The sequence below is a fragment of the Pedobacter xixiisoli genome (assembly GCF_900215335.1).
GTDB classification, from domain to species: Bacteria; Bacteroidota; Bacteroidia; order Sphingobacteriales; family Sphingobacteriaceae; genus Pedobacter; species Pedobacter xixiisoli.
Map to the genome: position 1 here is coordinate 240478 of NZ_OCMT01000002.1, position 13022 is coordinate 253499.

The window sequence follows — 13022 nt, forward strand, 5'->3', positions numbered from 1 at the left end:
AGGTCTTGTGTAACATTAAGCCAAGGCATTTTCAAAATGAGGAAGAAAAATTTCAGCAATTGTTCCGCTACCTTCCGTTTTTGAACTTATTTTAAAGCTTGCAAAAAAATCTCGCTTTTGAGCATTAATAATATTAATTCTTTCTCTTATAGACGCTAAACCCATAGATTTTTCTTTTATTCCTACTTTTACAGTAGCTTTCTTTGCGTTCGCAATTCCATTTCCATTATCCATTACCGTAATACAAATACCTTCGTGATGTTTTTTAAGTTGAACTTCTATATGAGCACCTGGTTTAGGATTAACAATAATGCCATGTAAAATTGCATTTTCAATTAATGGCTGTATAAGCATTGGTGGTAAGAGCAAAGTTTTTAGTTGCAAAGCTTCATCAGCATCGAAATTGAAACTGAAGGAATTGTTATAGCGCATCGCTTCAAGTTCGGTGTACAACTTCAAAGCTTTCCATTCCCTATCGGCAGTAACCAAACTTCTGGTAGAATTCTCTAAAATCAACCTACTTAAAGAAGCAAATTTTTGTATCAACCTAGAAGCGGTTTGCTTATCATTATCCATGATATAGGATTCGATGGAGTTTAGCACATTGAAAATAAAATGTGGATTCATTTGTGAACGAATTGCTTTTAACTCGCTTTCAAATAATTTACTTTGGTGCAACAGTTCTTTTGCTTGCTCTTCTGCTTCTCTTTTCTGAAGTTTATTTTTCATTCTCAACTCAGCAATTCGATATCGATTTAAGAAGTAAATAAATATGGTAATCATCAATATCACCACTAAACCTGCATAGAGGTAAATTTGCTGGGTTTTAATTTTTGAAAGCGCTTGTGCTTGCTTGTATTTTTCTTCCTTTTTCTGGAAAGCAAATTGAGCCTCCAGATTTGCTATTTTGTTTTTGCTTTCTTGAGAATGAAGCGAATCTTGCGCCTTATAATGTAATTTTAAGTTAGTAAGCGCTTCCTTGTAATCCCCAATATATTCGCAGAATTTAGCATATTCTATGGTAAACAGAGATATCAATTCCGTTTGGTTGCCTTGCTTGCTAGTTGCAATGCATTTTTTAAAATATTTGTTTGCATCAGCAAGCATTTGCGCCTTGTTTAGCCCTAGTTTACGCTGCACTAATGCTAATTTGGCGGGATCTTGAACAATCTGAAATAACGTATATCCAAAATTACCTGTATTAGCAATTGCATTGATATGAAGCGGAGCTATCTTGTCCCAAATTGCCTTTGCTTTTTGAAGATACTCGATTTGTTTTAATGGTTCATCCGCAAAGCAATCTACCATTTGGGTGTACATCAATGCTTTGCCCATTTCATTCCCTAACTTTTCGTATATATTTAATGCAGCGGTATAATATGGTTTAGCACTTACGGTATTTCCATTAAAAGCATAGCAATTTCCCAAAGTTTCTAGGTTTTTTGCTTCGTTTGAGGGCTCATTTATTTTTTTAAAAATGAAATCAGCTTTTTTTGCGTAAATGATTGCCTTTTCAAAATCATGTTGTTGCGTAAATATGGTGGCTATGTTGCTGTGACAAACTGCAATAAGACTGCTATCTTTAACTTTTTCTGCTATATGCAACGCTCTAAAAGTATATTTTGCAGCTTCTACATATTTACTTGTACGTTGATAAACCGCACCAATATTATTTAAACTAGAAACCATCCCAACTTCATCCCCATTTTTTTTACACAGTTGATAAAGGGACTGGTTGCTTTTTAATGCTTTGTCATTCTCTCCTAAATACATTTGTAAAGCCGCGATATTGATTAGTGCACGAGCAATACCGTCATTATATTTTATTTTTTTAGCGAGCTCGTGAGCTTGACTAGCATAACTTAGTGCCTGAACAGGATTTATATCCTCCAACAAATTACAAAGCTGATTAAACAGTTTTACCTTACCGGTATCTGCTTTGGCAACTTTTAATTGCTGTTTTAACGAAGTAGTGTCTTGCGCATTACTAACTGAAATGTTAATCAGCAAAATAAATATACTCAATAAGGTAATGATTTTCCTATCAAAAAAGTGGTATGTCGGTATCATAGCAAAGTATCTAAAAATGAATTAGATTTCATCAGTCAAAATACCTTAACATTATTAAATTAACTGCAAATTTAACTAAGCTATACTGGTTGTTTACTCATTTATAATGCCTATTCGCTCAAGACGGTTTTAGAGCACCTAAAAGCACCGCTAGTTTATATCTGAAATTCGATTTGTTTTCGACTAGCTAAATAGAGATTGAATTTCATAGCATTAGCTTTCTGTATAACTTCACTCATTTCCAGCCACACTTTGCTCATTGAAATACCACTTACAATCATTACATCAAAACCCTAATAATTAGGTTGATAAATTTGGTAAAGGATAAAAATTCAATTCTAATCAATTAAAAATTATGATCATGAAAGCGAACATCAACAGCTTAATAAGAGCAACGGTAACATTATGCCTTTTAATTATGATGGGCTTTAACGTTGACGCCCAAGTAGGCCCAAAATTAATCAGGAAGAAAAAAGTAGATCCTATGGAAGGAAAGGTTAAGCCAATAATGACTTCTCCTGTTGCGGGATCTACGATAGATGGGCCATTTGTGATGGTTGGCAAAGCAGAACCTAATACTTTTATTAACCTGTATGTAACTCCTATTTATAGAGAACCAACTAGCTCATCTGGAAAACCAGTTCTAGTAGTAAGTACACCGAAGCATAAACCTCAACACTTTAGTATTAAAGCAGATGAGAAAGGTGTATGGCAAAGCCCGGTAATAGAAGTATTGTTTGACAGTAAAACAAGCAATAGGAGAATATTTGCTTTTGTCTCGCAAACTTGGGGAACTGACAGATATGATAGCAAGCAGATCGAATACTTCGCATCTCCAAAATTAACGATGATTATGGCTCCTATGAAGGTTCCTGCAAAGCATAACGAAGAAGAAAAATCGTCGGGACAGCCTGAAAAAGATGAAGGGATAGTTAAAGGCGGTAGCGATAATTTACCTTTTAAAATTGCAGCTCCGTCCAATAACAAATACGTTGCTCGTGATCGCTTCACCATTGCTGGGATTGCGCCAGATGGGGCGAATGTAAAAGTAGAAGTACGTTATTTCGGCTATAGAAGTAAATCGAACATTACCATTCAAAACTTTGGGCCTGTATTTTTTCCAGGTGTGGATAAAAACACCACCACAGTTAACGACGCACATTGGGCAACTTACACCATTAGAAGCAAACGAATGGCTGGCTTTGGCGAAAGTGGACTTTGGGCTACTGATGAAATCGAATTTATCAGAAAAATTGATGGTTACTCTTGCTGGGCGAATTCGTACACGATTACCGCAAGTTTAATTGACGCTAACGGCAAATCTGTAAGACCAATTAAAGTTAATGTAACCCGTATGAATACAGTTGCAGTTAAATAAAGGTGTTATGAAAAACTTCATCTTGCTAAAAATCCTGTTCTTGATGCTGGGCAACATCAGCATGGCCCAAGAAATACCAACTTGTATAAAAAATCTGAATACGGCAAATACGCTCACTACAACCAAGTTTGTACGAACAATCAATTTGAAAGGCAATAGAATTGTTTACGAATTTGCTATCGTGAGTAAGAGACAATGCATGGATTGCCCAAACGGCACCGTATTTTACGATAGCAATTGCAACCAAATAGCAAGTTTTATCATGGGCAGAGGATCTAGTGTGTACATACGTTACGGTTATACTGCTTTTGAGCTTGGTAAAACTGGCGGTTATCCTAACATCAAGTATTTAGAAAAGTTTGAACCTGCACCTAGCTGTATTGCAAAGGCGGTTGACAATGTAGATTCTTTAAATCGGGTTGGTGTAACACGGGTTTTGCAAGTACGTATAAAAGATAAAACCTTGTATCATTTTGAACACGCTATAGCAAAGGAAAAAGTGAACTGCAAAGATTGTTCTAACACTTTTAAATACTACGATGAAAATTGTAACCTCGCAGCAACTTTTACCGTAGGTGGCATTGCTGGAGCAAAAGCTAGCGAAGGCTTTACATCTAGCGATTTTTACAATAAGCGAACCATACAAATTCTATGGAATAAGAATTAACGTTTCCTGTTAGTTGATAGTTGGGTTAAGCGTGGATACGTTTAACCCATTTTATGCTTTAAAATTAACGTAAAATCAAATTCACTCACAGATAGTTACACTTCGCTCAGTTAAAAGTATAATCCAATCATTATCAAAAAATGTAAGGTTTGAGCTAGCTAAGTTTGAGTAGTTAACTATTAGATAATCTCAAATCTTAGAACAATGAAAAAATTACTTTCTATATCATTCTGTATCTTCTTGATTGCCATATCGTGTAAAAAAGATAAAACTCCTGCTGAAGAAAAAGAGGTGGTTAAAGGGAATATTAAACAGGTGATCGAAACCGTAAATGGTATTACCTATAAAATATTTACAGATGTAAGCACAACCAGTTTTAAAGGAATCTTAGTTGTGGGCAGTGGCAACGACGAAAATAATCCGTCAGAAGGAGCTATTAATGGAGCATCGGAAACTGCATTATGCGAAAAAGCAGCCGCTAATGGTTATGCAGCTGCTATTGTCAAATATCAAAAGCCAGCTGCTGGTGCCGATTGGAACAGTCGTGCTAAATTAATGGGCGAAGATTTTAACAAAGCCATTGTGGGCATTTCGGGCAAATACGGTATCGATAAAAATAGATCGGTAGTTGCTGGGTTTTCTTACACCTCGTTTATGCTGTTTACCGATATTTCTTTAAACACTACGTTGAGCTACACCAAAGGTTTGTTGGGTGCTTGTGGTGCAACTGGAACTTGGAACGCACAAAACTTCAAAATTCCAATTTTTGCCATTAATTGCAGTGGCAATTTCGAAAACAACTTTAACGGCAAAGCACTTTACGATCAAATCCCAGCCAATTCTCCGATTAAAGCTAAAAGCGAAGGTGTAACCGATAACAATTGCAATAGTCATTGTGGCGGCAATTGGACCGATAAAATGTACACTAAAATGGTGGCCTGGCTGCAATAAGACAGATTTACTTATTAAATAAAAAGATGATGAAAAACTTAAGTAACCTATTCGCTAAAACGCTCCTCATATTTTCTGCATTGTTTGTGTTGGCATCTTGTAAGAAAGATAAGGCTGTAGAAAAAGACGACGATAAGATAGATTTTACAAAATATTATATTACCGGAGAATACGAAACCTATGGTACACGTAATGGATATGTGTACACTTTCGGAACACTAATGAAAGTTACAAGTTCCTCTGTGGGCTCTTCTAATTCTGGTAGTTATACATATACAGATGGTAATTTACGCATTACCCACGAAAATAATCAATCTTACACACTTAAAATTGCGAACGGCGTCATTACCAGCAGCGACGCCCCAGCGCTTATTACTTATCATTTACAAAAAATACCTGATGCTGATGCTTTTGCAGGCAAAAACTTTAAGGGTACAGTAGCTACAAATGGACTTGCTAATGGCAAATCGTGTTTAATCAAATTTACTACTGCGGGCAAATTTACGGTAAGTATCGATGGTTTTGGACAAACTGGTAATGGCGCAGACTACACTTTACAGAACAATGGTGTAGCTACGGCAAACACAGGTAACGAAGGCAGGCTACATCTCATGACTTTAGCCGATGGTAAGCTTTACTATTCACAATCAACTCAAAACACCCATTACTACGGGGTGCTAACATTACAATAAAATGAGAAGCAATCATGAAAAACCTAAAAATAGTTATAATGCTGTTAATTCTTGGAAGCTTTACGGCATGTAAAAAAGATAGAAGCACTCAACTGGAAGACAGTTTTGACCCCACAAAATATTATATTACCGGAGAAGAAGCATCTATCGGTGGTGGTTCATCACCAACCAGTTATGTGTACTGTTTCTTTGCCAATGCCAAAACCTACACTACTTCGCAAGGGGGCTACAATTCTGATAACCCAAATTACACCTACACCGATGGCGTAATTAAAATAGGCAGCTTAACTTTTACCATAGCCAACGACGTAGTCACCAGCTGTAACAATGCAAACTACAGATCTTATCATTTACAAAAAATACCCGATGCCGATGCCTTTGCGGGTAAAACATTTAAAGGCACAGTGGCTACCAACGGGCTGGCCAACGGAAAATCGTGCTTAATAAAATACACCACCGACAAAAAATTTACTGTAAGTATTGATGGTTTTGGGCAAACTGGCACTGGTGCAGATTATACTTTGCAAAACAATGGCGTAGCCACTGCCAGAACTGGTAACGAAGGTCGTTTACACCTCATGACCATCGGCGACGGAAAACTCTACTATTCGCAAATAAGCGGTATGGGCACAACAAATTATGCTCATTACTACGGTGTATTAACATTGCAATAAAACTTAAATAATACAACCATGAAAACACTAAAAATAATTAGGATACTGTTCATACTTGGAAGTTTTACAGCATGCAAAAAAGATAAAGTGGATACACCTGAGCCGGCGCAAGAACCTTTTGCAATCACTGATTACGTATTGGTAGAAAAAGGTTTAGGTGTTGACGACAACGACCATTTGATTACCACATTTGAATTACAAGGTAAAGCCATATGGTATACCTTATTGGGATACTTAGAAGGACCAAAATATACTTTTGAAGACGGAGTTTTAAAAATCTATTTAGGAGGAACAGTGGAAAGAGAATTCAAAATTGAAAATCAAAAAATCGTTTCCCATTCAGTAAAATTTCAGCCATATAGCTGTCAATTAGTTAAAATATCGAAGAGCAATGTATTAGATGGTAACACTTATAATGGAGGCTGGCGAAATGAAGGAAGCTTGATTGTATCAGTTTCCAAATTGAAATTTACCGACACCCATTATGCAGAAGCTTCACTCAATTTACCAGTTCCAAACAATGAATATAAATCGCTGAAAAACATTGGTGCATATAGCCGTATCAATAACGTAAATACCCTTTGGATATTGATAAATGGAAAACTTGAAGGCTCAAGAAAGTATGAAAGTGGGAATATTGCTATTGGCGATTTTAACAAACAATAACTCACCACAACTTTAAAATTAACAATCATGAAAAACATATTTAAAATGCTCGCCATAATATTGGTAATTATAGGATTTGCGAGCTGTAAAAAGAAAGACCCTAAGCCCGAAATTTTTGATATTACCAAATACAGTATTGTCGGTAAATTTTCTTCTGGCAACCCGTATATCATAACAATTGATGCTGATGATAAAGCAACCTTAACGGCTTATGGCTTTAGTACAGGCAAATACACTTTTATAGATGGGGTTTTTAAATTTAATTTTAGTAATGGCGAAGTGATAGGTTCATTCACTATTGAAAATGGAGCCATTAAGTCTTATGCTGGACCAGCAATTATAAACACTTATGATTTAGTGAAAATACCTGCTACCAATCAATTAGAAGGCAAAACGTTTAAAGGTATATGGCAAAATTTGGCATATACTACTGAGTTCAAATTCACAGCAAGCCAAGTTACCGAAACAACGAATAATCAATCATCTGTTGTTAATTATACCTTAATTAATAATCTAGCGGTTAAAAAGCAGAATGGGGCTTATCATACTCTTCTAGTTATTATCGATAATAAGCTCGAAGGTGCCCATTATAATCAGGGTTATGCTTGGGGTACTTTTATGAGACAGTAAGGCATACGTCTTTTCATAACTAAATATTAAAAATATGAAAACATTAAATGTACTATTATTACTATTCGTAGTAAGCTTTACAGCATGCAAAAAAGATAGCATTGCTCCAAAGGAAATAAATGAACCGTTTGACATCAGACAATATGTACTTGTAACAAGGCAAACAAATAATAACAACTGGGTAGTAAATGTTAGTGTAACAAGTTTCGAAGCTCAAAGTAAATCAATTGTTTTTAACGAAGGTGGGCAAATTCCTGATAGTGGTTTTGGTTATAGCTATGCAGATGGCGTTTTAAAATTACTTTACGATGGAAGGGTTAATTCGGAACTTAAGATTGAAAATAATCTCATCGCATCGAAGAAACTTAGCGGGATAACTACTTCATACCAGTTAATTAAAATTCCCAACGAAAATCCGCTAAATGGAAACACCTATAATGGTGGCTGGAAATCTGAGGGTAGTTTTTTGACCACAGTAGCAAGTGTGAAGTTTACAGATACCCATTATAGCGAAGCTTCCATTAATTTGCCGCCGCCGAACAAAACCTATCAATTATTTAAAAATATAGCGGCTTATAGTTACGATGTAACCAATCGGGTAGATAGCTTTTGGGTGTTATCTGACGGGAAGTTAGAAGGTTATAGGCAGTATGGCAACAGCAATACTAGTGTAAATGGAACCTTCAGTAAATAAAATCAATTAATTAAATTTTAAAAAACTCAAGTCATGAAAAAATACATTCTATACCTCATTTTAATGAGCTTAAGCCACATCGGCTTTGCACAAAACTTAACACCTCCGCAAGTATCAGGTTACCTCAGCGCAAGCACAATAAACGTTAATTTTCCCTTTAACATTAAGGGTGTTCCATTTACACAAATACCCAAGAGCGTATGGTATCCAACCTCAGTTATTATCGCCGATTTTCAAATGAACTATTATTTGGAAGGAGATGATAGTAAGCAAATCAATACCATAAGGAAACATGTAATACCCAACAGTAAAACGGGCGCCTGGGAAATTACAGGGTTAAGCATTGAACCTTTGCCTCATTCTACACCAAATGCTAGAGTAGACCACCAAAGAACCACTTATATGCTCTCGATTTATCAAATACACACTGGTCAAAAATCGGCAATGTGGTATGCCAATATCCATCTCAATCAGATACAAACCAATAAAATTCCAGCTCAAAAGTTAGGTCCCATAAAAGTTCACCCCAAAGACAAGGTAATTCTTAATCCACAACCCATTCCACCAAAGGAGATTAAGAGGAAAATTAGAACTAAAAACTAATTTTTTTTTGAAAAGCAATACCCGTAGTGCTTTGGTTCCGATAGTCCCGCCCTTTGCTAAATGCCATGAAAAATGGCATACCGCTGTCTGTCGGGTTTATTTTACTCTAAACATCACCATAAACCTAGCTATTAAGCTGCTATAATTTCACATTCTTTAAGCGCTTCGCTAAGCCATAACCTTATTCGCTCATCAGAATCACCCATTCACTCATTATCAAAAAATGCTTCTAGAAAGAGTTGTTCTTTTGGTTAACAATTTAAACATTTCAAATTTTAAGCTATGAGAAATTTTAAAATAATACCTGTGCTTTTATTGCTGTTAAGCTTTTCATCCTGTAAAAAAGACAAAGTAAAAGCAGTTGAAGTCGTCAACATTTTTGCAGGGTTTGGTAATAGTGCTTTTTTAAAAACCGATGGAAGTTTTTGGTTAGCTGGCGTAAATAGGTTCGACAATGGCGTATTAGCATTTGAAAGTAAGCCAAAGTTTATCATGAACAATGTAAAAGCTGTGGCATTAGGCGTATCACATGATTTGGTTTTGAAAACAGACCATACCTTATGGGCAGTTGGCAGTAATGAATTTGGGCAATTTGGAGATGGAACAATAAAAGGTACCCCTTTACCTAAACAAATTATGGACAACGTAAAAGCAGTTAGCACCTGGGGTTATCATATACTCATTTTAAAAACTGATGCAACACTCTGGTTTTCTGGCGGCAATGGTGGTGGCGGCATTGGTATTAACACTAGCACATTTAGGCAAATCGCTAACGATGTACTAGCGATAAGTGCGGGCGCCAGCTATTCTATGTTCATAAAAACTGATTTTACCCTTTGGGCAGTTGGAAATAATTCTTCAGGTGCATTTGGAGATGGAACCGAGATTGGAACGAGTGCTCCCAAATTAATCATGTCTGACGTTAAAAAGGTATCTACCGGCATTGGATGTACAATGATTTTAAAAAACAACAACAGTCTTTGGGCTACCGGAAACAACGCTGATGGTCAACTAGGAATAGGAACCTACACCAATATAAAAACACCTCAACAAGTTATGACTGATGTAAAAGATGTAAGCATAATAGATAGCCATACACTAATTCTAAAAACAGATGCTACACTTTGGGTTACCGGACATAATATCAACGGGCAATTGGGCGATGGTACTACAATAAAAATAAATAGACCTAAACAAATTACCACAAACGTTAAGGAAATTGCTGCCGGCACAAGGCATTCCGTAATACTAAAAACAGACAACACTGTCTGGGCAACAGGAAAAAATGGTACTGGTGAAGTGGGTGATGGTGCAAGGTTAGATAGATCAAATTTTATAAAAATTGAATTATAAGATCATGAAAACATTTAAAATAAGTTTAGTATTAATTTTTGCTATCGCATTTTGTATCGGTTGCAAAAAGAACCGTCAAGCACCAGATGATGTAACGCAAGGTTTGCATGTGGTAGACAGTAAATATGTTGCCGATAAATGTGGTAACAAAATCGTATTGAGAGGCGTAAATATGGGCAATGTTTATGCTGTAAATTTCGGTCTAAAGGAAATAGAAGAAATCGAAAAAACAGGCGCCAATTCTGTAAGAATAGTACTTACACAACAATATCAAGATTGGAGTAACGGTGGTGCCATGACCGCAATTACCGGCGCAAAAATAGAAACTGCAATCAATGCATGTATAAGTAAAGGAATGATCCCCATACTAGAATTACATGATTATACCGGTTCGGCAAATGTAACTAACGATCTACCTAAAGCTACCCAATGGTGGACAAAATCAGATATCAAATCCACATTGATAAAATACCAGAAATCAATTATCATAAATATCGCAAATGAGCCAGATAACGGTAGCGCATCTGACGCAACTTATAGCAATGCTAATTTAGCTGCCATCAAAAGTTTAAGAGATGCAGGCTATACCTGCCCACTCATGATTGATGCTTCAAATTATGGAAAAGACCATGCCGTTTTTTTGTTTAAAGGCAAAGAGTTGATAGATGCCGACCCTTTACATAATCTAATATTTAGCGTACATGCTTACTGGCCAACAAATGGTGCTTATGGCAACTATTCTGATGTCAAAATAACAGCCGATTTTGCTGCGCTTAAGCAAAGTAGTTTACCTATCGTTTTCGGCGAAATAGCAATTGCTGATATTCAGAATGGCTTGGCTTACAACATTAATTACCGCCTAATTATGAAATTGTGCCAAGATAACGAATTTGGATATTTGGCTTGGTGGTGGGGTTTTAATAATAACCCAGGTGCCAATAATCAATTAAGCATGACACCAAATGGTTTGTTTACCGGTCTTCAAAATGGAGGCAAGGTTATCGCCGTTGATGATGTAAACTCCATTAAAAACACGTCCAAAAAAGCTTGTTTATAGCACTACATTATATATCACTAAAATCTTAAAGCAATCAATTATGAAAATTTTATTTATTATATGTTTAAGTGCGTTAAGCATTACTGCCACATTTGCCCAAGCACAAACTAAAAAGTCAACAGGTAAAACAACTACTACAAAAAAAACGACACCAATCAAAACTGTTACCACTAGTAAAACAACAAGTAAACCTGTAGAATCAAGTGAGAAAACTGCCGTAAAGTCACGTAGCAAAGTTACCCAACAAAGTAAATCAAACACTGGTGGCCTGGCTAGCTATAAAGCAGCATTAGGTTTAAAATTTATCTATGGTGTTTCTGCTACTGGTAAAGTTTTTCTCAAGGATAAGCATGCATTAGAAGGTATTGTGAGGTACAACGGCGCTGGCGGATTAGGTAGCAATATCGCATTTACTGCATTGTACCAATATCATAATAACATCAAAGATGTAGATGGCTTACGTTGGTACATAGGTGGCGGTGGTTATGTCAATCATTTTAGCTGGAAAGATAACGATATTGCGGGAGTAACCACTTTCGGCGCATCTGGAGTAATCGGGTTAGAATATAAAATAAAATCTCTACCATTGGCCATTAGCGCAGACTGGGTTCCTGGCTACGTTATAAGTAAAAATATTGGTTTTTCAGCAGAAAACGGTGGTATTGGAATCAAATACACTTTCTAAATTATGAAAATGCTTAGTACATAAATATTTATAATATGATTTTATAAATAAATACACGAAATTTAAGTAAAGTAAATACCATGTTAAAAGCAGCAATTTTAGACGATGAAGTAAGGGGAAGCAAATTGCTTGCCCATAAACTTGATATTTTTGAAGATGAATTGCAGGTAGTAAGCATTTTTAACGAACCAGCAAAGGCGCTAGATACAATTATAAAACTTGATATAGATGTTTTATTTCTAGACGTAGAAATGCCAGCAATGAATGGCTTTCAATTTTTAGAACGCTTAGGCACATTTAATTTTGAAGTTATTTTTACCACTGCCTATGATAGCTACACCCTAGATGCTTTGCGAATTAGTGCTGTAGATTACCTACTAAAGCCTGTTGATCAAGATGATTTGCAAACCGCAATTACTAGGTTAAGAAAACGAGTTGCCGAAAAACTAATGTACAAATCGGTGAAGCTGGAGAAGAAACAAACCAACAGATTAGCTCTACCTACTGCAGAAGGCGTTTATTTGGTAGAAAAATCGAACATCTTACGAGTGGAAGCAATGAGTAACTATAGCGTATTTTTATTAACAGATAACAAGAAAATTGTAGTATCTAAAACTTTAAAAGAATACGAGAACTTATTAGATGATGAGCACTTTATGCGAATTAACAGGTCCGTAATTATCAATTTAGATTACGTAATAAAATACCGCAAAGGCGATGGAGGTACATTGGAATTATCTGATGGCGCAGAAATCGAAGTCTCACCACAAAAGAAAGACCTCCTACTACAGCGCTTATTTTAAACGAATAATTTCTACGGTTTAGAATTTTAACATGCATTTCGAAACTTGCGATTGAAACATCCAAGCCATATGTAACGCCTTTTATCCTAAATAATAAAG

General features: G+C 36.0%; 14 protein-coding genes. 13 read left to right on the plus strand and 1 reads right to left on the minus strand.

The features are described from left to right. Nucleotides 1-15: 15 nt before the first annotated feature. Nucleotides 16-2070 carry a tetratricopeptide repeat-containing sensor histidine kinase gene (locus CRO54_RS07170; RefSeq protein ID WP_097130406.1) on the minus strand — a complete coding sequence of 685 codons (2055 nt, stop codon included), beginning with the start codon at nt 2068-2070 and terminating at the stop codon, nt 16-18. 361 nt (nt 2071-2431) lie between these two features. Here CRO54_RS07170 and CRO54_RS07175 point away from each other — a divergent pair, with 361 nt between their 5' ends. From CRO54_RS07175 to CRO54_RS07235, 13 genes are all read left to right on the plus strand, one after another. Next, nucleotides 2432-3448: a hypothetical protein gene (locus CRO54_RS07175; RefSeq protein ID WP_138765777.1), complete on the plus strand. Its 1017-nt coding sequence runs from the start codon at nt 2432-2434 to the stop codon at nt 3446-3448. A 7-nt stretch (nt 3449-3455) separates the two neighbouring features. Next, nucleotides 3456-4115: a hypothetical protein gene (locus CRO54_RS07180; RefSeq protein WP_138765778.1), complete on the plus strand. Its 660-nt coding sequence runs from the start codon at nt 3456-3458 to the stop codon at nt 4113-4115. A gap of 204 nt (nt 4116-4319) precedes the next feature. After that, nucleotides 4320-5066 carry a hypothetical protein gene (locus tag CRO54_RS07185; protein WP_097130413.1) on the plus strand — a complete coding sequence of 249 codons (747 nt, stop codon included), beginning with the start codon at nt 4320-4322 and terminating at the stop codon, nt 5064-5066. A 29-nt stretch (nt 5067-5095) separates the two neighbouring features. After that, nucleotides 5096-5758, plus strand: coding sequence for a hypothetical protein (locus CRO54_RS07190; protein WP_097130416.1), 663 nt, complete (start codon nt 5096-5098; stop codon nt 5756-5758). Nucleotides 5759-5796: 38 nt separating this feature from the next. After that, on the plus strand, nt 5797-6432 hold the full coding sequence (locus CRO54_RS07195) for a hypothetical protein (RefSeq protein ID WP_138765779.1): 636 nt from the start codon (nt 5797-5799) through the stop codon (nt 6430-6432). Between the two features lie 18 nt (nt 6433-6450). Continuing rightward, nucleotides 6451-7098: a hypothetical protein gene (locus tag CRO54_RS07200; protein WP_097130421.1), complete on the plus strand. Its 648-nt coding sequence runs from the start codon at nt 6451-6453 to the stop codon at nt 7096-7098. 27 nt (nt 7099-7125) lie between these two features. Next, a complete protein-coding gene (locus CRO54_RS07205) occupies nt 7126-7728 on the plus strand; it encodes a hypothetical protein (RefSeq protein ID WP_097130424.1) in 603 nt (200 codons plus the stop codon). A 34-nt stretch (nt 7729-7762) separates the two neighbouring features. Continuing rightward, nucleotides 7763-8422, plus strand: coding sequence for a hypothetical protein (locus tag CRO54_RS07210; RefSeq protein WP_097130426.1), 660 nt, complete (start codon nt 7763-7765; stop codon nt 8420-8422). Between the two features lie 33 nt (nt 8423-8455). Further along, complete coding sequence (locus CRO54_RS07215) at nt 8456-9025, plus strand: hypothetical protein (RefSeq protein ID WP_097130428.1); 570 nt, start codon at nt 8456-8458, stop codon at nt 9023-9025. Nucleotides 9026-9307: 282 nt separating this feature from the next. Beyond that, on the plus strand, nt 9308-10378 hold the full coding sequence (locus CRO54_RS07220) for an RCC1 domain-containing protein (protein WP_097130430.1): 1071 nt from the start codon (nt 9308-9310) through the stop codon (nt 10376-10378). Nucleotides 10379-10382: 4 nt separating this feature from the next. Beyond that, nucleotides 10383-11435, plus strand: coding sequence for a cellulase family glycosylhydrolase (locus CRO54_RS07225; RefSeq protein WP_097130433.1), 1053 nt, complete (start codon nt 10383-10385; stop codon nt 11433-11435). Between the two features lie 40 nt (nt 11436-11475). Further along, nucleotides 11476-12120 (plus strand): hypothetical protein, encoded by a 645-nt coding sequence (locus CRO54_RS07230; RefSeq protein WP_097130435.1) that lies wholly within the window; start codon nt 11476-11478, stop codon nt 12118-12120. Nucleotides 12121-12200: 80 nt separating this feature from the next. Continuing rightward, entirely contained in the window at nt 12201-12923 is a 723-nt protein-coding gene (locus tag CRO54_RS07235) for a LytR/AlgR family response regulator transcription factor (protein ID WP_097130437.1), read from the plus strand. Nucleotides 12924-13022 lie beyond the last annotated feature (99 nt).

What these genes read in the sequence shown, in the direction of transcription:
- CRO54_RS07175 (WP_138765777.1), top strand. Translation starts at nt 2,432, where the DNA reads ATGAAAGCGAACATCAACAGCTTAATAAGAGCAACGGTAACATTATGC.
- CRO54_RS07230 (WP_097130435.1), top strand. Translation starts at nt 11,476, where the DNA reads ATGAAAATTTTATTTATTATATGTTTAAGTGCGTTAAGCATTACTGCC.
- CRO54_RS07220 (WP_097130430.1), top strand. Translation starts at nt 9,308, where the DNA reads ATGAGAAATTTTAAAATAATACCTGTGCTTTTATTGCTGTTAAGCTTT.
- CRO54_RS07215 (WP_097130428.1), top strand. Translation starts at nt 8,456, where the DNA reads ATGAAAAAATACATTCTATACCTCATTTTAATGAGCTTAAGCCACATC.
- CRO54_RS07200 (WP_097130421.1), top strand. Translation starts at nt 6,451, where the DNA reads ATGAAAACACTAAAAATAATTAGGATACTGTTCATACTTGGAAGTTTT.
- CRO54_RS07190 (WP_097130416.1), top strand. Translation starts at nt 5,096, where the DNA reads ATGAAAAACTTAAGTAACCTATTCGCTAAAACGCTCCTCATATTTTCT.
- CRO54_RS07185 (WP_097130413.1), top strand. Translation starts at nt 4,320, where the DNA reads ATGAAAAAATTACTTTCTATATCATTCTGTATCTTCTTGATTGCCATA.
- CRO54_RS07180 (WP_138765778.1), top strand. Translation starts at nt 3,456, where the DNA reads ATGAAAAACTTCATCTTGCTAAAAATCCTGTTCTTGATGCTGGGCAAC.
- CRO54_RS07205 (WP_097130424.1), top strand. Translation starts at nt 7,126, where the DNA reads ATGAAAAACATATTTAAAATGCTCGCCATAATATTGGTAATTATAGGA.
- CRO54_RS07210 (WP_097130426.1), top strand. Translation starts at nt 7,763, where the DNA reads ATGAAAACATTAAATGTACTATTATTACTATTCGTAGTAAGCTTTACA.
- CRO54_RS07195 (WP_138765779.1), top strand. Translation starts at nt 5,797, where the DNA reads ATGCTGTTAATTCTTGGAAGCTTTACGGCATGTAAAAAAGATAGAAGC.
- CRO54_RS07235 (WP_097130437.1), top strand. Translation starts at nt 12,201, where the DNA reads ATGTTAAAAGCAGCAATTTTAGACGATGAAGTAAGGGGAAGCAAATTG.
- CRO54_RS07170 (WP_097130406.1), bottom strand. Translation starts at nt 2,070, where the DNA reads ATGATACCGACATACCACTTTTTTGATAGGAAAATCATTACCTTATTG.
- CRO54_RS07225 (WP_097130433.1), top strand. Translation starts at nt 10,383, where the DNA reads ATGAAAACATTTAAAATAAGTTTAGTATTAATTTTTGCTATCGCATTT.